Source organism: Caulobacter sp. FWC2, assembly GCF_002742625.1.
Taxonomy (GTDB): domain Bacteria; phylum Pseudomonadota; class Alphaproteobacteria; order Caulobacterales; family Caulobacteraceae; genus Caulobacter.
In genome coordinates, this window is the sequence record NZ_PEBF01000001.1 from 3799914 (window position 1) to 3819488 (window position 19575).

Here is a 19575-nt window from a genome sequence, read left to right on the forward strand (position 1 = left end):
AAACCCGAGATTTAGCGCCCCGAAGCCTTGGCCACGTCGTTGAGGTTCTTCTCCAGCGCCAGGCTGGCCTGGATGACCGTCGCGACCGATCGCTTGAAGAAGTCCTGGGGCACGGTCGCGAAATCGTCCGTGGGCTTATGATATTCGGGATGGTCCTCGACGCCGAAATAGACCCAGGGAACGCCCTTCTCGCCGAAGGCGTAGTGGTCCGACTGGTTGGTCCAGTTGTTCTGCTTGCCGTCGGCGTCGGTGTCGTGGCCCAGCTTCAGGGTGACCGGCGCGGTCGCGGCGACCTTGACCAGGATCGGCTTCAGGAACGGAAACGGCGAAGCGCCCGAGACATAGAGCTCGTTCTTGGCGTTCTTGCTCAGCATGTCGAAATTGACGTCGAGCGCGATGCTCTCCAGCGGAACCGGCGGGGCGGCGGCGAAGGCCTTGGCCCCGCGCAGACCGCTCTCCTCGGCGTCGACCACCGCGAAGATCACGTCGTGCCTGGGCGGCTTGGCCTTGAAGGCCTCGGCGACGGCCAACAGGCCCGCCACGCCCGAGGCGTTGTCATCCGCGCCGTTGTAGATCTCGCCATTGCGGACGCCCAGGTGATCATAGTGGGCCGAGACGACCATGGCCTTGCCCGGCTTGGTCCCCTTGATGCGGGCCACCAGGTTGGTCCCCTGGACCTTGGTCCCGTCGCGCTTGGCGAACTCGAAGGACTGCTCGAATTTGTCGCCGATCGGCGAGAGACCGATCTGCGCGAACCGCGACAGGATGTAGGCCCGCGCCTTTTCCGAACCCGGCGTGCCAGGCGCGCGCCCCTGCATATCATCAGCCGACAGGGTGCGGATGTCATCGACAGCCTTGTCTCCGGGGCCGGCGAAGGCCGGCGCGGAGGTGGCGACGGAAAGAACAGCGGCGGCGGCGAAGATCGCCAGCAAGCGAGAAAGACGGATCATGGCGCCTACATGCCGTGCGCGACGCGGCGAATTCAATTAAATCTCGGTCATATCGCCGTGGACCCTGGTGACCAACGCTGTCAGCTTAGGCGCGTTGTTAAGGAATCCCGGCCACATAAGCCCTTCAGAGACCGGAGCCTTCCCAGTGCCCATGTCCCATGCCGAACTCGAGGCCCGCCTCACCACGGCCTTCCCCGATTCCGAGATCGTGCTGACCGACCTGGCCGGCGACAACGACCATTGGAAGGCCCGCATCGTCTCGCCCGCCTTCGCCGGCCTGAACCGCGTGCGTCAGCACCAGCTGGTCAACAAGGCCCTGGCCGACGTCCTGGGCGGGACCCTGCACGCCCTGGCCCTCGAAACCGCCGCCCCCGCCGAATAGGAGCAAACGCGTGCGCTATCGGCCCTTCGGCGCCACGGGCATGGCGGTTTCGGCGCTGACCCTGCGTCTGGCCGACAGCTCGCGCCTCCGGGCCAGCGAGTGGCGCGCCCTGATCTTCACAGCGCTGGAAAACGGCATCAACAGCTTCCAGGTCGAGGGCGACTCGCCTGAGCTGCTCAAGGGCGCCGCGGAGGCCTTCGCCAGCGTCGAGCGGCGGCTGCTGTTCCTGACCTGGCGCGTGCGCGGCGACGCGGCGGCCCTGGGCCAACAGGCCATCGACGGCCTGTTGAGCTCTGCGTTCGAGAGCCTGTCGCTCGACTATCTCGACCTTGTGCTGATCAACGATCCGCTGGCCCCCGCCCTGCCGTCCGCCTTCGAGGCCGGCCTGCGTACGCTGTTCGACAGCCATGCGCTTCACGGCGTGGGCGTCGCCAGTCGTGGCGACATCGACCCGCGCCTGCTCAAGAACGACATGGTCACCACCATCTCCTCGCCCTTCAATCTCTCGTCCGGTTGGGCCGTGCGTCACCGCATCCGCCACGCCTCGACCCACGACTTCGCCGTCATCGGCGAGGACTTCTGGCCCCAGGCGCTGCGCGAGGGCGGCGAGCTGGCGGGTCCGAAGCCGTCCCTGTGGCGACGCCGCTCTGACCCCCTGTCCGACATGGGCGGCTACGAGTTCCTGCACGCCACCCAGGGCTGGAGCGGCGAGGATATCTGCCTGGGCTACGCCCTGACCGAACCGTCCCTGTCGACCGTGCGCATCACCGCCGATACCCGCGCCGATGTCGAGCGCCTGGCCGCTGTGGTCGAGCGCGACCTGCCCAACGGCGTCTGCGCCCAGATCGAGATGGCCCGCTTCTCGGCCCAGGAACGCGAGAAGGCGGCCAATCGTACTTGATGGCCAAGGCGCTCTTGACCCTTCGGCTCGGGGCGCCTAGCTGAAAGCCTTGAGTTCCAGGACAATCCCGATGACCGACGTCGCCTCCTCCCCCGCCCTCGACTTCATCGCCAAGACCGTGGCCGAGAATCCGGTCGTGGTGTTCATGAAGGGCGTGCCGGACCAGCCGCGTTGCGGCTTCTCGTCGGTCGTCGTCCAGATCCTCGACCACCTCGGCGTCGAGTTCATCGGCGTCGACGTCCTGCAGGACGACGACCTGCGCCAGGGCGTCAAGACCTTCACCGACTGGCCGACCATCCCGCAGCTCTATGTGAAGGGCGAGTTCCTGGGCGGCAGCGACATCATCCGCGAGATGTTCCAGTCGGGCGAACTGAAGACCCTCTTCGTCGACCAGGGCCTCATCGCGACCTGATCCGCGCGTGAGCCGAGTCTTCGTCCCGCCTTCGGACGCCTATTCCCTTACCTTCGAGCCCAAGGCGTCGGACATCGACGCCAACGGCCACGTCAATAACGTGGTCTATCTGGGCTGGGCGCAGGACCTGGCCATCGCCCATTGGGAAGCTTGGGCGACCGAAGAGCAGCGTGCGCCCTGGAGCTGGATCGCGCGCCGTCACGAGATCGACTACCGCCGCGAACTGCTGCCGGGTGAGACCGCCACCGGCTACACCTGGGTCGGCGAGCTGAAGGGTCCGCGCTTCGAGCGCTATGTCCGCATCGACGGCCCGGACGGCGAGATGTGCGCCCAGAGCCGCACTGACTGGGTATTGATCGACATCGCCGCCAAGCGCCCCGCCCGCGTCCTGCCCTGGATGATCGAGCGCTTCACGCCGAAGGGGTGAGCACCTTGTTGGCGATGACGATGCGGTCGGCATGGGTCAGGCCCAGCTCGTCATAGGTGAACCGCAGTTCGACCGCGACCGACGGACCCTTGCAGGTCTCCAGCCGTCTCCGCGCGAACGCCACTACCGCATGACCGTCGTGGCGATCGACCCGAAACACGAAATCGGCCTTGGTCGCGCAGCCCTTCGAGGCGACGCGGACCGTCAGGGCGTCAGACCCGGCCTTCGCCGCCAGCAGCGGCTCCAGTTCCGGAAAGGCCTCGCCCGGCGCGGCGGCCAGCAGGACGGGCGTCGTCGCGCAACCGGCCAAAACCAGGGCCGCGCCGGCCAGCACCAAACCCCTGCGGGAAAGAACGAAGTTCATCGACCTCTGTACGAGCCGCCCAACTTGAGGTGAAGATCGCCCACCGCTGCCGACGTGACCAGCGTCTTTGGGGATCGTACCGTGCGTCTTCGTTCCGTTGTCCTGGCCGCGTCGCTGGCCGGCCTCATGACCACACCCGCCCACGCAGCGACCGACTACAGAAAGCTCGACGCCGAGATCGACCGTCTACTGACCATCAGCAAGGTCCCTGGCCTAGCCGTCGCCGTGATCGACAACGGCAAGGTCGCTCACGTGGTCGCCAAGGGCGTGCGCAACGCCAAGGGCGATCCGCTGACGACCGACACGATCATGTATGCGGCGTCGATCACCAAGCTGACCTTCGCCTACTACGTCCTGATGCTGGTCGACGACGGCAAGCTCGACCTGGACAAATCCATCGCCGAGTACCTGCCCAAACCGCTGCCCAACTATCCGAGATACGCCGATCTCGGGGTCGACGAGCGCTGGAAGACGATCACCCTCCGCCGTCTTCTGACCCACAGTTCGGGCTTGGCCGACCAGCGGTTCTACGATCCGGAGAACAAGTTCCGGTTCAATCTGGAGCCGGGCACGCGCTACGCCTATTCCAACGAAGGCATCAATCTCGCGCAATTCGTCATCGAGGAAAGCCTGGGTCTGAAGGTCGGCGACGAGATGAACCGCCGGATCTTCCAACCCTTGGGCATGACCCGCTCCAGCATGATCTGGCGCGACGATTTCAAGGCCAACCTGGCCGACGGCCTGCACGAGGACGGCAAGTGGGAGGAGCACGACGACCGCTCCAGTGTCAAAGCGGCCGGCTCGCTCGACACCACGATCAGCGACATGGCCAAGCTGACGGCGGCCCTGGTGTCGGGCTGGGGTCTGTCGGCCAAGACCCGCGCCGAGCTGGACAAGGCGAGCTTCCCGATCGTCAGCGAGAGCCAGTTCCCGCCGTTCCTGATCAGGGACAATCCCGCCAACGCCAAGATCGGCTTGGCCGCCGGCATCGGCGTGGTGGTCTATGACGGCCCGCAAGGCCACGCCTTCTACAAGGGCGGCCACAACGACATCACCGACAACCACTTGGGCTGCGTCGAGAAGGGCAAGCGCTGCGTCGTGCTGCTGAGCAACAGCGGCGTGGGACAACGCCTCTATCCGACCCTGGCCAAGATGGTGCTGGGCGACCTGGGAACGCCTTGGGCGTGGGAGTACAGCCGGCAGCTGCCGATCGCGCCTTAGCCCCAGGGACCTGTGTTCCGCCCCTGGCTAGGCGGGACGAGCGTCTGGACCGGCTCCGGACGCCGCGCTGCCGTCCCCTGCCCCACACCGAGACGCATCAGGGCCTCGACGCGGTTGCGGGTCGACGGGTGGGTCGAGAACAGGCTGTCCGCGCCTTTCCCGTTCAGCGGGTTGATGATGAACATGTGGGCCGTGGCCGGATTGCGCTCGGCCTCGTAGTTCACATAGCCGCCGCGGGCGTAGGCCTCGATCTTCTCCAGCGCGCGGGCCAGCGCCGCCGGGTCGCCGCCGATCTGCGCGCCGATGCGGTCAGCCTGGTACTCGCGAGACCGGCTGATGGCCATCTGCACCAGCATGGCGGCGATCGGGGCCAGGATGGCGATGGCGATCGCGCCGATCATGCCGCCCGGCCGCTCCTCGTCTCGCGAACCGCCGAAGAAGAACGCGAAATTGGCCAGGGCCGAGATCGCGCCGGCGATGGTCGCCGTCACGGTCATGGTCAGGGTGTCGCGGTTCTTCACGTGGGCCAGCTCGTGGGCCATCACGCCCCGGATCTCGTCGCGGGTCAGCAGGGACAGCAGGCCCGTGGTGGCGGCGACGGCGGCGTGGGCCGGGTCGCGGCCGGTGGCGAAGGCGTTGGGCTGGTCGCTCTGGATCACCGTCACGCGCGGACGGGGCAGGCCGGCCCTCTGCGCCATCTCCACCACGTCCGTCACATAGTGACGGATCAGCGGCTCGGGATGGCTCTCGTCGACCTCCTGCGCGCCATAGCTGCGCAGCACGATCTTGTCCGCGTTCCAGTACGAGAAGGCGTTCAAGGCCACGGCGAAGGCCAGGGCGATCAGCATTCCCGTGGGACCGCCGATCAGATAGCCGGCGCCCATGAACAGCGCGGTCAGGCCCGCCAGCAGCATGTAGGTCTTGAAGTGGTTCATCGGTCTATCGGGATCGTCAGTCGAAGATGTCGAACAGGTCGAAGCGCTTCTTTTTCTGACCGTTCTGGCCCGCGCGGCGATAACGATCGTCGTCATCGTCATCGTAGCGCTTGTGCTGATCGTGGTGGTGATCGGGGCGCGTATAGGGACGCGGCTCGTTGTAGATCGCCTGCGTCTCCTCGCGCTCCAAGCTCATAAGCTTTTCAAGTTCGCCCCGGTCCAGCCAGACGCCTCGGCAGCGCGGGCACATGTCGAACTCGACGCTGGCGCGCTGCACGGCCTGCATGGAGCCATCGCAGTTGGGGCACATCAGAAGGGGCATCAAGAAACCTCCGGTCCAAAAAGATGGAACGGGTGTCCTCGATGACAGGCGGCGCCTTTGGGGAGGGGGCGGTGGCAGCCGGACCCAGACATCGAGAACACCCGATGCGGTCCGACATCACGAGTGCTTGCATCACTCGCCAGAGGGGCCCGGTCCCGCTCCCTAAAGCTGGGATAGGGCCCGAGACGTTTCAAGACCCGGGAAGCCCTTAAGGGGCAACAAAAAAGGCCCCGGATCGCTCCGGAGCCTTTTCCGTATCTGTTCGGATCCGACGCTTACGAAGCGTAGAATTCGACGACCAGGTTCGGTTCCATCTTTACCGGATACGGAACTTCCGACAGTTCCGGAGCGCGGACGAACGTGGCCGACAGGCCCTTGGCGTCGACCGACACGTACTCGGCGAAGTCGCGCTCGTTCGAGGCGACGGCTTCGAGCACGAGCGCCATATTGCGCGACTTTTCGCGGACCGCGATCACGTCACCAGCCTTGCAGCGGTACGACGGAATGTTCACGCGCTTGCCGTTCACGGTCACGTGGCCGTGGTTCACGAACTGGCGGGCGGCGAACACGGTCGGCACGAACTTGGCGCGATAGACGATGGCGTCCAGGCGCGACTCGAGCAGCGAGATCAGGTTCTCCGAGGTGTTGCCCTTGCGGCGAGCAGCTTCCTCGTAGGTGCGCGAGAATTGCTTCTCGGTCAGGTTGCCGTAGTAGCCCTTCAGCTTTTGCTTGGCGCGCAGCTGCAGGCCGAAGTCCGAAACCTTCTGCTTGCGGCGTTGGCCGTGCTGGCCGGGGCCGTACGAGCGTTGGTTGACCGGGGACTTGGGACGGCCCCACAGGTTTTCACCCATGCGACGGTCGATCTTGTACTTGGCGCTATGGCGCTTGGACATAAGTCACTCTTCTATTCGATCCGTGCCGGCCCCTCGAACGAGGTGCGATCTCAACGGCGGCGTCGGGTCAATCCGTCATGCGTTTTTCGCGCCGGCCGGCGAGCCGGCGGCGTGAAGGCGCGGTTTATGCCGGAGGGGCCTATGCGAGTCAACTTCAGAGGCGTTCAGCGTGGAACGCCACGTGCTCGCCAATGAAGGTCGTGATGAAGAAGTAGCTGTGGTCGTAGCCCTCCTGGCGGCGCACCGTGACCTTGCGGCCGGCCTTCTCGGCGGCGGCTTCGATCAGTTCGGGCTTCAGCTGGTTTTCCAGGAAGCTGTCGGCCAGACCCTGGTCGATCAGTATGTCGTCGAAGGCCGCGCCGGCACCGTCCTCGATCAGCGCGCAGGCGTCGTGGGCGCGCCAGGCGGCGCGGTCCGGTCCCAAATAGGCGGTCATCGCCTTGTCGCCCCACGGGCAGTTCAGCGGCGAAACGATCGGCGAGAACGCGCTGACCGACTTGAAGAGGTCCGGATTGCGCAAGGCGAGGGTCAGCGCCCCGTGGCCGCCCATCGAGTGACCGAATATCCCCCGCCGCGCCGGGTCCAGTGGGAAGGCGCCGTCGACGGCCTCCAGCAGGTCCTTGGTGACGTAGGAATACATCTGGAAGTGCGGCGACCACGGGGCCTGGGTAGCGTCGACATAGAAGCCCGCCCCCTGCCCTAGGTCGTAGGCCGGATCGTCGGCCACACCCTCGCCACGCGGCGAGGTGTCCGGCGCCACGATCGCCACCCCGTGCTTGGCCGCATAGGCATAGACGCCCGACTTCACCGTGAAATTGTCCTCGGTGCAGGTCAGGCCCGACAGCCAGACGAGATACGGGAAAGGCCCCTGACCGTCGGGCATCCACACCGTGAACTTCATCGGCGTGCCGGTGCTGACGGACGCGTGCTTGCAATAGCGCAGGGTTCCGCCGTGGACGCGGTGGGTGCTGAGGGTCTCGACGGTCATGGACGTCTTCTCCCCCTTCCGCCTTGATGGGGGAAGGGTCGGGGATGGGGGTGAACAGCGGTGGCGGACGTCACTGAGGCCGCGCCTAATCCTGAAGCGGGGTCACCCCCACCCTGCCCCTCCCCCATCAAGGGGGAGGAAAACTTCGCCTAGAACGTCACCACGGTCCGGATGCTCTCGCCCGCGTGCATCAGGTCGAAGGCCTTGTTGATGTCTTCCAGCGGCAGGACGTGGGTGATCATCGGGTCGATCTGGATCTTGCCGTCCATGTACCAGTCGACGATCTTGGGCGTGTCGGTGCGGCCGCGCGCGCCGCCGAAGGCCGTGCCGCGCCAGACGCGGCCGGTGACCAGCTGGAACGGGCGGGTGGCGATCTCCTTGCCGGCCTCGGCCACGCCGATGATGATGCTCTCTCCCCAGCCGCGGTGGCAGGCTTCCAGCGCCTGGCGCATGACCGTGGTGTTGCCGGTGGCGTCGAAGGTGTAGTCGGCCCCGCCGTCGGTCAGGGCCACTAGGTGCTGGACGAGATCGCCGTCGATGGTCTTCGGATTGACGAAGTGGGTCATGCCGAACTTGCGGCCCCACGATTCACGGTCCGGGTTGAGATCGACGCCGACGATCATGTTGGCGCCGACCAGCTTCAGGCCCTGGATGACGTTCAGGCCGATGCCGCCCAGGCCGAACACGATGGCGTTGGCGCCCGGCTCGACCTTGGCGGTGTTGGTCACCGCGCCGACGCCCGTGGTCACGCCGCAGCCGCAGTAGCAGGCGGTTTTGAACGGCGCGTCGCGGCGGATCTTGGCCACCGCGATCTCGGGCAGCACCGTGTAGTTCGAGAAGGTCGAGCAGCCCATATAGTGGGCGATGGCCTGGCCCTTGTACGAAAAGCGGCTGGTGCCATCGGGCATCAGCCCCTTGCCCTGGGTGGCGCGGATGGCCGTGCAGAGGTTGGTCTTGCCGGAAAGGCAGCTTTTGCACTGGCGACATTCGGGCGTGTAGAGCGGGATCACGTGGTCGCCAACGGCCACGCTGGTGACGCCCGGCCCGACCTCGACCACCACGCCCGCGCCCTCGTGGCCCAGGATCGAGGGGAAGATGCCTTCACTGTCCAGGCCGTCCAGCGTGTAGGCGTCGGTGTGGCAGACGCCGGTCGCCTTGATCTCGACCATCACCTCACCGAACTTCGGCCCTTCCAGGTCGACTTCCACGATCTCCAGCGGCTTCTTGGCTTCGAAAGCGACGGCGGCGCGGGTTTTCATCGAGTTGGCCTCATGCAGATTCTGTCGGCCGCACCTTGGCCAAACCGAGCGCCCTGGTCGAGGCCCGTGTTGGGTTGCAAACGGACAGGACCTTCACAGGGATGTTAGTGACCCCGCCCGGCGCGGCCACTAGACTGACAGCGACCGTGAGGACTTCTGACTTGTATTCTATCGACAGCGACATCGCCGCGATCGGCAGGATCGACGTGGTCCCCAAGATCCTGGACGTGGTGTGCCGCACGACGGGCATGGGCTTCGCGGCCGTCGCCCGGGTGACCGGCGAGCGCTGGGTGGCCTGTGCGGTCAAGGACGACATCGCCTTTGGCTTGAAGCCCGGCGGCGAACTGGAACTAACCAGCACCATCTGCGACGAGATCCGCCTGAGCGGCGTCGCGGTCGTCATCGACCATGTGGCCGAGGATCCCGACTTTCGCGATCATCACACGCCGGCCCAGTACGGTTTCCAAAGCTATATCTCCACGCCGATCCGCTGCGACGGGCAGTTCTTCGGCACGCTATGCGCCATCGACCCGGATCCGGCGCGCCTGCGCACGCCCGAGATAATCGGCATGTTCGAGTTGTTCGCCGACATGATCGGCAGCCAGCTGGAAATCCAACAGCGGCTGGCGCGTAGCCAGGCCGCCCTGCTGGACGCCCAGGCCACCTCCGAGCTTCGCGACCAGTTCATCGCGGTGCTGGGCCATGACCTGCGCAATCCTTTGGCCGCGATCGATGGCGGCGTGCGGCTGCTGAACAAGACCCCGCTGAACGAGCGCGGAACCTGGGTAGTCGGCGAGATCACCAAGAGCGTCGCCCGCATGGCCGATCTGATCGACGACGTGCTGGACTTCGCGCGCGGTCGCCTCGGCGGCGGCATCGGGATCGAGCGCCGCGAGAACCTGGGTCTCGCCGAATCCCTCGAGGAAGTGGTCAACGAACTGCGGACGGGGAATCCGACCCGCGTTGTCATCAGCGACATCCGCCTCAGCCAGGCTCCGGCCGTCGACATCGGCCGGATCAATCAACTGCTGTCCAATCTTGTCGGCAACGCCCTGACCCACGGCGCTAAGGACCAGCCGGTGCGGATCGAGGCTCTCGACGAGGGTGGCGTGTTCCGCGTGTCGGTGGCCAATGGCGGTGCGCCGATTCCGGCGGATACCGCCCAGCGCCTGTTCCAGCCGTTCGTCCGTATCTCCTCGGCCCCGACCCAGGGCGGGCTGGGCCTGGGGCTCTACATCGCGTCCGAGATCGCCCGCGCCCACGGCGGGACCCTGACGGTGACGTCCGACGAGCACGAGACTCGCTTCACCTTCGCCATGCCAATCGCCGGAACCTGAGTCGCCGATCAGGCCTTGACCACCGCTGGCATCCTGAAGCGGCCGTCCAGCAGCTCGGCCTTGGGCAGATAGGCGCGCAGATAGAGGGCGAACGGCCCCGACTTCGGCGCCGGGAGCCAGTTGGCGCTCTTGTCGCCGCCGGGGTCGGTCCGGCCGATCCAGAGGTCGAGGGCACCATCGGCGTTTCGCTTCAGACCCGGCGTGCGATCGCCGATCGCGTAGCGCTTGATCGGGTTGTCGGTGAAGAAGAACTGGCCGTCGGCCGTGGCCTCGTACATCGACAGCGACCAGAAGCCGTCCAGCGGCAGCTGGGCCGGCAGGCTCAGGCGATAGGGGCCGTCGCCCGTGAAGGTCCCCGCCCCGTCGTCGCCGGCCGCCTTCAGATACATGGCCTCAGCCACGGGCAGCGCGCCCAGGCCCTGCAGGGCGACAATGGCGCGGTAGAGATAGTCCTGGCCGTAGTCGCCGAGGTTGGGACGTGGATAGGCCCAGCCGCCGGTGAACACCTGCCGCCCCCTGGCGAAGACGGTGATCATCTTGGCCTCGTCGACGCCGTCGGCGGCCGCGGCCTCGCTGAACGGCCCCGCGCCGAGGAAGGCGCTGGTGCGGCGCAGGATCTTCAGATCGGTCGGCGGGGCCGGATCGCTGGCCAGCAGGGCGCGCGCGGCGGCGAAATAGTCAGCCGGCTTGGCGTCGCGGGCGGCGTAGGCGGCAAGCGGTCCGCCTGGCGGTCCCTTCAGCACGAAGCCGTCCTGGGCCTTATGAGTGGCGGCCAGATCCTCGCCGCCGTCGGTCAGGATGCGGACCAGCATCCAGGCATGCGGGGTGGCGATGCGGACAGGGGTGGGACCGGTCGAGGCCTGGCCCGGTCCGACCAGGGTGAAGGTTCCCCCGTCACCGCCGATCGTCCGCGTGCCCAGCACCACGTTGTTGTTGGTGAACATGTCCATCACCGCCACCGAATAGTAGCGCTGGCCCATGGGCGGGATGGTCAGGGTCACCGGCCCCCTGGAGAGATCCAGGAAGGCCGGCGAATAGAGGGTGTCGTTGTTGGGCGTCGTCACCCAGCGGGCCGTGTGGTCCGACAGGGTGCGCGTGTGTCGCAAAGCATTGACCGCCGCGCCAGGGATCTTGAGGATCCGCTCGCGGGTGGTCGCCATCTCGATCAGCGGCAGGGCGTAGAGATAGGCGTCCCTGGCGGCCATGGCGTCTCCCTGGGCCGCCTGAGTAGCCCAGGCTGGCGACAGGCCCAGCGCGCCGGCCACGGCCAGCAGTTCTCGACGGTTCATCACGCCCTCCCCGAACGTTTGTTTGATCGGGAGTGAACGCGCGAACCGCGCGAGACGCAAGGCCCGTGGCTGGCCTCTCGCCGGCTTCAGGCGGCGTGGGCGAGGCGCGCGGCGTGGACAACGCTCTGCAGGGTGATGATGGTGGCGTCGACCCGTTCATGGGCGTCCGAGCCGACCACCTTGCGCATCACCGCCGTCGACAGGCCGCGCCGCAGGTGGCCCAGTGCGCGGGGCGGGGCGACCAGGATCACATGATCGAAGCCTTGGCGGGCGTTCAGGTCGTCGATGCGACGGGCCAGGTCATCCAGGAACGCCTTCTCTGCCCGGTCATGGGCGTCGCCGGCATGGGTGATGTGACTGGGCGCGGCGTGGTCGTGCTGCTCCTTCAGGCCGGGCAGCCATTCAGGACGATCATGCAGCGGACCGTCGAGGCGCGGCTGCTCCAGCAGCCGGGCGCGGCGTCCGTCCGCGACGACGATCAGGGTTCTTGCGTCGGGGGTCATGCGAAAAGCTCCTTGGCCTTGACCCAGAAAGCCTGCGCCCTCGCGCGCCGCCGGCGGATGATCGACGTCAAAAACCCGCCGGACGACAGCCCTTAAAGGTTCGCTCTTAAGGCGCTTCGCCATCCGACTTGGCGGCCTTCTGCGCGGCCAGCTTAGCCAGCACCCTTCCGCGCCCCTTGCTCAGCGCGGTGACCACACCCCGGAAGGTGCGGACCTCCTGGTCGCTCAATCGGGCGCGGGCCAGGGGGACGCGCAGGTTGCGGACCATCGAGGGCTTCTTCTCCGGCGGATGGTAGAAGCCGGCCTTGTCCAGTTCGCCCTCGAGGTGCTCGTAGAGGCCCATCAGGGTCGCCTGGTCGGCCGGCTCCTCGACATTCTGCTCGAACTTCTTCCAGGGCCGGTCGTCCTGGGTCATCTTCCATTCGTAGGCGTTGATCGACACCGCCTGGGCCAGGTTCAGCGAGCGGAAGCGCTCGTCGATCGGGATCGAGACGATGGCCTGGCAGAGGGCGATGTCGTGGGTCTCCAGCCCCGCGCGCTCGCCGCCGAACAGCAGGCCGACGCCGCGGCCCAGGTCGACCTCCTCGGCCAGGTGGCCGGCGCTCTCGCGCGGGGTGTAGACCGGCAGGCGCGTCTCGCGCGGGCGGGCCGTGGTGGCGTAAACCAGCTTCAGGTCGGCGATCGCCGCTTCCAGCGTGTCGAAAACCTTGGCGTCGTCTAGCGGCCAGCTCGCGCCCGAGGCGCTGGCCCAGGCCCGCTCCTGCGGCCAGCCGTCGCGCGGCCGGACCAGACGCAGGTCATAGAGCCCGAAATTGGCCATCACCCGGGCCACCGCGCCGATGTTCTCGGCCAGCTGGGGCTCGTTGAGGATCACGCAGGGGGGCGTGACTTTGGGCGGGACGGGCTTGAAGTCTTCGGTCATCCGCACCCTTTGCCGCCGACAGCACACCGTATGCAAGAGGCAGAGCAGCCGAACCGCCACGGCCGCGTTTAGCCCGCATGACTCGCCGCACCCTCCTGACCGCCCTCCTCGCCCTGCCCTTGTTGGCCTCTTGCGGCGAGAAGCCGATGCTGGGGCAGGAAGAGCCGGCCATGAAGCCCAAGAACCTCCAGAAGCGCATCGAGGCCATCGCCGCCCGCGCCGCGCCGGCCGTGTTGGGCGTGGCGGTCGAGGACCTGGGCACGCGCCAGCTGTGGGCGTTCAATGGCGACCGGCGCTTCGCCCTGGGCGGGGCCGCGCGCATCCCGATCCTGGCGGCGGTGATGGCCGAGACCGAGGCCGGACGCCTGCCGCTGGATGAGATCGTGACCGTTCGCGATGTCGACCTGTCGCCGCCGCCCAGCGCCGTCGCCGACGCCTGGCCGGGCCGTAACACCTGGAGTATCGCCGAGTTGGAGACCCTGGCCCGTCAAGGCGACAACACCGCGCTGGACCTGCTGATCAAGCGGGTCGGCGGACCCGGCGCCGTCAATGGCTGGCTGGACGTCAAGCGGATCGAGCACGTCAGCGTCGACCGCTATCGCCGCCAGATCGCCACCGACGCCCGAGGCCTGGCCTCGTTCCGCGCCGGCTGGAAAGGCGAAGCCGCCTGGCGCAAGGCGGTCGACGCCGTGCCGGCCGACCAGCGCGCCAAGGCCGCCCGTGAACGCGCGACCGACCCGCGCGACACCGCCACGCCTATCGGCTTGCTGCGCCTGATGGAGGCCTTCACCAATCGCGAGCTGTTCTACAAGCCAGATCCGGCCCGCCTGCTGGGTCGCGACGCCGGCTACCTGGCCAAAGCCTTGCCGGCCGGCGCGCGGATCATCCAATTGGCCGGCGCCGCGCGGCCGGACCTCGGCGTGCAGCCGACCAACCACGCCGCGGCCTTCGTCGAGTTGAAGGACGGCCGCCGGATCGCCTTCGTCGTCTTCCTGACCGCCTCGACCGCCGACGCCGCCCAGCGCGAGGCGATCATCACCGACGTCGGCGAGGCGGTGCTGAAGGAATTCTAGCCGTTCTTAGCTCTCGCCAGGGCTTCCAGCAGTTGGGCCGGGTGCAGCGGCTTGGCCAGGTGCAGGTCAGCGCCGGCGGCCTGGGCGGCGGCGATGTGCTCTTCCATGGCGTTGGCGGTCAGCATGATCACCAGGATCGGCGGCGCCCCCGAGGCGGCCTCGCGGGCGCGGATGGCCCGGGTGGCCGACAGCCCGTCCATGACCGGCATCTGCATGTCCATCAGCACCGCGTCGAAACGGGCCCGGTCCAGCGCCTGCAAGGCCGCCTCGCCGTCGCCGACCATGGTCAGATCGACCCCGAACGGCTCCAGCACGATCTCGACGACCTTGCGGTTGGTCGGGTGATCCTCGGCCACCAGGACCCGCATGCCCTCCAGCGAGATCTCGCGATCCTCCTCGATCGCGGCCTCGGCCAGGTTGGCGCAGCGGGTCAAAGGCAGGAGCACCTCGAAGCGCGCGCCATGACCCGGCGAGGCGTCGGCGCTGATGCCGCCGCCCATCATTTCGGCCAAGGCGGCGCAGATCGACAGGCCCAACCCTGTGCCGCCGAACTGGCGGGTGATCGACTGGTCGGCCTGGACGAAGCGCTTGAACAGGCGTTCGCGCACGCCCTCGTCGAAGCCGACGCCTGAGTCGCGAACGACAAAGCGGACCTTGTCGTCCACTCTATCGACTTCAAGCGACACCTCGCCCTGGGCGGTGAACTTCACGGCGTTGGCCAGCAGGTTGGAAAGGATCTGGCTGATCCGTCCCGAGTCGCCCTCGTAGGTCCCTTCCGCATCGGGCGAGACCGACCAGCGGAACACCAGGTGCTTGGCCTCGGCGGCGGCGGCGTGCAGTTCGGCCATACCGCGCACCAGTTGGGACAGGTCGAAGGGCCCGGTGGTCAGTTGGAACTCGCCAGCCTCGATCTTGGAGACATCCAGTATGTCGCCCAGCACCTGCTCCAGCAGGCGTCCCGACGACGACACCAGAGCCGCCAGCTCGCGGCGCGCGACGGGATCCTCCTCGTCGCCCAGGCGATCGCCGATGGCGATGACCCCGTTCAGCGGCGTGCGCAGCTCATGGGACATATTGGCCAGGAACACCGACTTGGCCTGGTTAGCGCGTTCAAGCTCGGCAGTGCGCTCGGCCACGCGGTCCTCAAGCGAGCGCCGCAGTTCCTCATTGCGCTCGCGCTGGCTGCGCAGAGCCCGTGCCAGGGAGCCGATCTCGTCGGTGCGGCGCTCGATCGGTTCGGCGGCGGCGGGGTCGCCCCGGCGCTGGGCCTCGGCCAGGGCCTCCAGCGGCGCGGCCACCATCTGGTTGGTCAGGCGATAGAGCAGCAGCACCTGCAAGGCCACGCCGATGAAGCCGAACAGCAGCACCCAAGAGGCCGTCTTCAGCGACGACCAGACGATATCGCCCGACGGGAAGGTCACCACGAACCACCAGCCCGGCTCGACCAGGCGACCATAGGCGACGAGCCGGTCGCCCTTGGGCGTCAGCACGGCGCCGACGTCGCGCTTCTGGGCGCGGATCGTGTCGACCAGGCCCTTAAGGTCGTTGTCGACCTCGAACTTGCGCAGCAGGGCCGCGTCGACGACACCGTTGCGCGACAGGCCCTGGGCGCCGACCAGTTCACCGTCATCGGCGACGATTAGATTCCGCCCTCCGGGAAGGGCGTCAGCCACCGCGCGCGACAAATAGCTGTCCAGCGACAGGGTGGTGCCGAACGCTCCCTTGAACTGGTCCCTGTAATAGTAGGGCGTCATGCAGGCCGCGTTCAGCGCCCGGCCGCTGGGGTCGGAAACAAGCCGCCGCAGCTTGGTGCACTTCATGACCCGGTCCGGATTGTTCTCCGGCAGGGTCAGCAGGTTCATCTCCTCGTCGGCGATCGACAGGGTCGGCGGGGCGTCGCGGCGGTAGTAGAGCAGCTTGTCCTGCCGGTGCGGGCCGAACATCACCATCCGCGTCTTGGGCGTGAAGAAGTAGAAGTTGTCGTAGTGGCGGATCCCGGCCTCGCCCGCCGCGGCCACGACATCGGTGGCGGCGACGAACAGCTGCCGTTCGGGCAAGCTCATGGCGTCGGCTTGGGACAGGTAACCGCCAATGCCGTAGACGTAGTGGTTGTCGATCCGAGCCCCGTTGAACAGGCCATCGACCGAGCGCCGCGTGCCGTCGCCCTTCTCCGGGAACCATCGCTGGAACCGAGCATCGATCTCAGGGGCGCCACCCATGTCCAGGCGGCGCGTCAGGGCCTCACTGGCCGCGTCGTGAACCTTGACCAGGTCGGAAAAGAGCCGGTCCTCGGTCTTGACCCGCTCACCGACATATTCGGCCAGGTGACGGATCTGGGTGTCGGCGGCGCTCTTGCGCACGAAAACGAAGGCCGCCGCCGTCGCAACGCCCGTCACCGCGATCGACAGGATCGCCACCATGGTCAGGAGCCGACGCGCCAGTGGCGTCGTCACGGTCGTCACCGTTCCGGGGCTGCTGTTCAAAAGTGCTCCCTCAAGCCAGCCCGGGACAGACGGGCTAGCGTCATTAAAGAAAGAAGCCGCGTTTCGCGAAACACGGTCGCCCCCGCCCCCCGGAGCCGTTGTCGTAAAAACCCTACGCTGGAAAACCGAACTTGTTCACGAGGCCCAACCGACCCGCTTTTCCCCCGCGACGCAACAGTCTATAGGCTCCCGGACCGCGCCGCTTCCTGGCCCTGTGCGCCAGATCGCCACAGTCGCGCCACCGCCAGAGGAACATCCCCGCAATGGCCAAGATCAAAGTCGCCAATCCCGTCGTCGACATGGACGGCGATGAAATGACCCGCATCATCTGGAAGCTCATCAAGGACAAGTTGATCTTCCCGTACCTCGACCTCGAGCTCGACTACTACGACCTGTCGGTTGAGAACCGCGACGCCACCAACGACCAGGTGACGATCGACGCCGCCGAGGCGACCAAGAAGCACGGCGTCGCCGTCAAGTGCGCCACCATCACCCCCGATGAGCAGCGCGTCACCGAGTTCAATCTCAAGAAGATGTGGAAGTCGCCCAACGGCACGATCCGCAACATCCTGGGCGGCGTGATCTTCCGTGAGCCGATCATCTGCCAGAACGTGCCGCGCCTTGTGCCCGGCTGGACCCAGCCGATCATCGTCGGCCGCCACGCGTTCGGCGACCAATACAAGGCCACCGACTTCCTGTTCCCCGGCAAGGGCACCCTGACGATGAAGTTCGTCGGCGAGGACGGCGCGGTCATCGAGCACGAGATCTACAAAGCCCCGGGCGCCGGCGTGGCCATGGGCATGTACAACCTCGACGAGTCGATCCGCGACTTCGCGCACGCCTCGTTCGCCTACGGCCTGGGCCGCGGCTATCCGGTCTATCTCTCCACGAAGAACACCATCCTGAAAGCCTATGACGGCCGCTTCAAGGACATCTTCCAGGAGATTTACGACGCCGAATACGCCGACAAGTTCAAGGCCGCCGGCATCCACTACGAGCACCGCCTGATCGACGACATGGTCGCCTCGGCGCTGAAGTGGTCGGGCGGCTACGTCTGGGCCTGCAAGAACTACGACGGCGACGTGCAGTCGGACATCGTCGCCCAGGGCTTCGGCTCGCTGGGCCTGATGACCTCGGTGCTGATGACGCCGGACGGCAAGACGGTCGAAGCCGAAGCCGCCCACGGCACCGTCACCCGCCACTATCGCCAGCATCAGAAGGGCGAGAGCACCTCGACCAACTCGATCGCCTCGATCTTCGCCTGGACCCGTGGCCTGGCCCACCGCGCCAAGCTGGACGACAATCAGGCCCTGGCCGACTTCGCCCTGACCCTGGAAAAGGTCTGCGTCGACACCGTCGAAAGCGGCTTCATGACCAAGGATCTGGCGCTGCTGGTCGGCGACAAGCAAGGCTGGCTGACCACGGAAGGCTTCCTCGACAAGATCGACGAGAACCTGAAGAAGGCCATGGCCTAAGACGTTCGGGCTCCGGCCTGAAACAAGAGCGCCCCGGAGGTCATGCTCCGGGGCGTTTTTCGATTCCGCTACTCCGCTCTGCCGCGCTGCATCAGCGCCCCGGCGAAGTCGATGACGCACATCGAACCCCACTGTCGGTGCCCGCCACAGGCTACGCCGACGGCGGTGTAGCTGGCCGTGAAGATGTTGCGCCGATGCCCGCGCCCGACCACGCGGCTGTCGATGACCAGTTGCCGCACGACCGCTCGGGCGTCGTCGTAGCCGTAGGAGATGTTCTCGGCCGCGAGACCCGCATAGACGCCGACGTCGCGGAGGCGCTGCCCCAGGCTTCCGGCCGCGCCATGGCCGACGTCGCCGCGCGGCCCCTGGACCCGGACATGCTCCAACGCCGCCGCCCCCAGGCGTCGGTCGCCTTTCAACGGAGCCAGAGGCTGCTGGCGCTCCAGAAAAGCGATCGCCTCCTCCACCGCGTCAGGCTCCTCCTGCCGCAACGTCCACTCAGGCGCGCCTCGCAGCTCTTGGGCATACTCAGCCGGATGGGCGCGAACATAGTTCAGCTCCGCCAGCACATCCGAGTCGAGATCGGCGGCGTGGGCGGCGACGGGGAGCAGGAAGAACGCCGCGCCGAAGGCGACGGCGGCGCGGACGCTCAAAGGACGGCGCAACACGTGGCGTTACTCTCGATACTGAAGTCCTCGAAGATCGCTGATATCAGGGGCGCGCCGTCGCGGCGACCGGCGTGTTGTCGCGCCCTGCCCCAATGCTCCGCCCGTCCCACGCGAGCGCTATTGCGGGAAACGGCGATAGCTGGGATATCCGACGTTAACCTTTCGGAGGCGGCATGACCCTGCAGAAGCGGATCTGGGACCTGATCGTGCTGGCGATCTTCGTCTTCGCCGCCGCTTTCGCCACGGCGCCGTGGTTCGCCTTCCGCGCCCTGAAAGCCGCCGCCCAGTACGAGGACGTGCAGGCGATCGGCGAACTGGTCGACTTCCCCGCCGTGCGTCGCAGCTTGACCGGCCAGTTGGTCGCCGACGCCCCGGCCGCCCAGCCGGAGACCCCCTCGATCTGGCGCGATCCGCTCAGCGTGTTCAAGAAGGCCATCGAACCGCTCGCCCCGCCCGAGCCCAAGGTCGACCGCTACCTGACCGTGGCCGGCGTCTCGGCCCTGACCCGGGGCTACGCGCCGGGCAAGGCCCCGCCCGCCTCGGCCCAGGACAGTACGTTCGGCGGCCAGGTCAAGGCCGCGATCCAGGGTCCCTACCCCACCATCGCCTATTGGGACCCCAACCGCGTGCGCATCGCGGTCAAGCGTCCGGACGGCAGCGGCCGGGTCACGATCTTCACCTTCGAGCGCACGGCGCTGTTCACTTGGAAGCTGGTGCACATCCGCCTGCCGGGCGACGAGCGCCAGGGCTGATCCGGCCCCAAGAAACCTG

General features: G+C 67.1%; 21 protein-coding genes. 9 read left to right on the forward strand and 12 right to left on the reverse strand.

Annotated elements, in window-relative coordinates:
* Positions 1-11: 11 nt before the first annotated feature.
* Entirely contained in the window at positions 12-950 is a 939-nt protein-coding gene (locus tag CSW62_RS18100; RefSeq protein ID WP_099580184.1) for a M20/M25/M40 family metallo-hydrolase, read from the reverse strand.
* Between the two features lie 145 nt (positions 951-1095).
* Between CSW62_RS18100 and CSW62_RS18105 the strand changes: the two genes are divergently transcribed.
* The 4 genes from CSW62_RS18105 (at position 1096) to CSW62_RS18120 (ending at position 3072) form a co-directional block, all read left to right on the forward strand.
* The gene (locus tag CSW62_RS18105) at positions 1096-1332 is read left to right on the forward strand and encodes a BolA/IbaG family iron-sulfur metabolism protein (protein ID WP_099580187.1); all 237 of its coding nucleotides are present in this window, start codon (positions 1096-1098) and stop codon (positions 1330-1332) included.
* A gap of 10 nt (positions 1333-1342) precedes the next feature.
* Positions 1343-2233 carry a hypothetical protein gene (locus tag CSW62_RS18110; protein ID WP_099580189.1) on the forward strand — a complete coding sequence of 297 codons (891 nt, stop codon included), beginning with the start codon at positions 1343-1345 and terminating at the stop codon, positions 2231-2233.
* A gap of 70 nt (positions 2234-2303) precedes the next feature.
* On the forward strand, positions 2304-2645 hold the full coding sequence (gene grxD, locus CSW62_RS18115) for a Grx4 family monothiol glutaredoxin (protein ID WP_099580191.1): 342 nt from the start codon (positions 2304-2306) through the stop codon (positions 2643-2645).
* 7 nt (positions 2646-2652) lie between these two features.
* On the forward strand, positions 2653-3072 hold the full coding sequence (locus tag CSW62_RS18120; RefSeq protein WP_099580193.1) for a thioesterase family protein: 420 nt from the start codon (positions 2653-2655) through the stop codon (positions 3070-3072).
* Here CSW62_RS18120 and CSW62_RS18125 read toward each other — a convergent pair.
* Positions 3056-3436 (reverse strand): hypothetical protein, encoded by a 381-nt coding sequence (locus CSW62_RS18125; RefSeq protein ID WP_099580195.1) that lies wholly within the window; start codon positions 3434-3436, stop codon positions 3056-3058. The genes CSW62_RS18120 and CSW62_RS18125 overlap by 17 nt on opposite strands.
* Before the next feature lie 81 nt (positions 3437-3517).
* On the opposite strand from CSW62_RS18125, the gene CSW62_RS18130 reads away from it, so the two are divergent.
* Positions 3518-4657, forward strand: a complete 1140-nt coding sequence (locus CSW62_RS18130; RefSeq protein ID WP_233206720.1) for a serine hydrolase — start codon at positions 3518-3520, stop codon at positions 4655-4657.
* Here CSW62_RS18130 and htpX read toward each other — a convergent pair.
* The 5 genes from htpX to CSW62_RS18155 all read right to left on the reverse strand — a co-directional run bounded on the left by htpX (position 4654) and on the right by CSW62_RS18155 (position 9054).
* Positions 4654-5592 carry a zinc metalloprotease HtpX gene (htpX, locus tag CSW62_RS18135; RefSeq protein ID WP_099580197.1) on the reverse strand — a complete coding sequence of 313 codons (939 nt, stop codon included), beginning with the start codon at positions 5590-5592 and terminating at the stop codon, positions 4654-4656. The two genes, CSW62_RS18130 and htpX, sit on opposite strands and share 4 nt — an antisense overlap.
* Before the next feature lie 16 nt (positions 5593-5608).
* Positions 5609-5914, reverse strand: coding sequence for a zf-TFIIB domain-containing protein (locus tag CSW62_RS18140; RefSeq protein ID WP_099580199.1), 306 nt, complete (start codon positions 5912-5914; stop codon positions 5609-5611).
* Positions 5915-6189: 275 nt separating this feature from the next.
* On the reverse strand, positions 6190-6807 hold the full coding sequence (gene rpsD / locus CSW62_RS18145; RefSeq protein ID WP_099580201.1) for a 30S ribosomal protein S4: 618 nt from the start codon (positions 6805-6807) through the stop codon (positions 6190-6192).
* Positions 6808-6961: 154 nt separating this feature from the next.
* Positions 6962-7795: an S-formylglutathione hydrolase gene (gene fghA / locus CSW62_RS18150; protein WP_099580203.1), complete on the reverse strand. Its 834-nt coding sequence runs from the start codon at positions 7793-7795 to the stop codon at positions 6962-6964.
* 149 nt (positions 7796-7944) lie between these two features.
* Positions 7945-9054 (reverse strand): S-(hydroxymethyl)glutathione dehydrogenase/class III alcohol dehydrogenase, encoded by a 1110-nt coding sequence (locus CSW62_RS18155; RefSeq protein ID WP_099580205.1) that lies wholly within the window; start codon positions 9052-9054, stop codon positions 7945-7947.
* Positions 9055-9215: 161 nt separating this feature from the next.
* On the opposite strand from CSW62_RS18155, the gene CSW62_RS18160 reads away from it, so the two are divergent.
* A complete protein-coding gene (locus CSW62_RS18160; protein ID WP_199170633.1) occupies positions 9216-10391 on the forward strand; it encodes a GAF domain-containing sensor histidine kinase in 1176 nt (391 codons plus the stop codon).
* Positions 10392-10399: 8 nt separating this feature from the next.
* On the opposite strand, the gene CSW62_RS18165 is transcribed toward CSW62_RS18160, so the two are convergent.
* From CSW62_RS18165 to CSW62_RS18175, 3 genes are all read right to left on the reverse strand, one after another.
* A complete protein-coding gene (locus tag CSW62_RS18165; protein ID WP_099580209.1) occupies positions 10400-11680 on the reverse strand; it encodes a DUF1254 domain-containing protein in 1281 nt (426 codons plus the stop codon).
* Positions 11681-11766: 86 nt separating this feature from the next.
* Positions 11767-12183 (reverse strand): host attachment protein, encoded by a 417-nt coding sequence (locus tag CSW62_RS18170; RefSeq protein WP_099580211.1) that lies wholly within the window; start codon positions 12181-12183, stop codon positions 11767-11769.
* Positions 12184-12289: 106 nt separating this feature from the next.
* Complete coding sequence (locus CSW62_RS18175; RefSeq protein ID WP_199170634.1) at positions 12290-13105, reverse strand: RNA methyltransferase; 816 nt, start codon at positions 13103-13105, stop codon at positions 12290-12292.
* 77 nt (positions 13106-13182) lie between these two features.
* On the opposite strand from CSW62_RS18175, the gene CSW62_RS18180 reads away from it, so the two are divergent.
* Positions 13183-14178: a serine hydrolase gene (locus CSW62_RS18180; protein ID WP_099580213.1), complete on the forward strand. Its 996-nt coding sequence runs from the start codon at positions 13183-13185 to the stop codon at positions 14176-14178.
* Here the strand turns inward: CSW62_RS18180 and CSW62_RS18185 are convergent.
* Entirely contained in the window at positions 14175-16598 is a 2424-nt protein-coding gene (locus CSW62_RS18185) for an ATP-binding protein (RefSeq protein ID WP_099582350.1), read from the reverse strand. The genes CSW62_RS18180 and CSW62_RS18185 overlap by 4 nt on opposite strands.
* Before the next feature lie 326 nt (positions 16599-16924).
* On the opposite strand from CSW62_RS18185, the gene CSW62_RS18190 reads away from it, so the two are divergent.
* On the forward strand, positions 16925-18136 hold the full coding sequence (locus tag CSW62_RS18190) for an NADP-dependent isocitrate dehydrogenase (RefSeq protein WP_099580215.1): 1212 nt from the start codon (positions 16925-16927) through the stop codon (positions 18134-18136).
* Between the two features lie 68 nt (positions 18137-18204).
* Here CSW62_RS18190 and CSW62_RS18195 read toward each other — a convergent pair whose 3' ends face one another.
* Positions 18205-18804: a CAP domain-containing protein gene (locus CSW62_RS18195; RefSeq protein WP_099580217.1), complete on the reverse strand. Its 600-nt coding sequence runs from the start codon at positions 18802-18804 to the stop codon at positions 18205-18207.
* A gap of 173 nt (positions 18805-18977) precedes the next feature.
* Here CSW62_RS18195 and CSW62_RS18200 point away from each other — a divergent pair, with 173 nt between their 5' ends.
* Positions 18978-19556, forward strand: coding sequence for a DUF2939 domain-containing protein (locus tag CSW62_RS18200; RefSeq protein WP_099580218.1), 579 nt, complete (start codon positions 18978-18980; stop codon positions 19554-19556).
* Positions 19557-19575 lie beyond the last annotated feature (19 nt).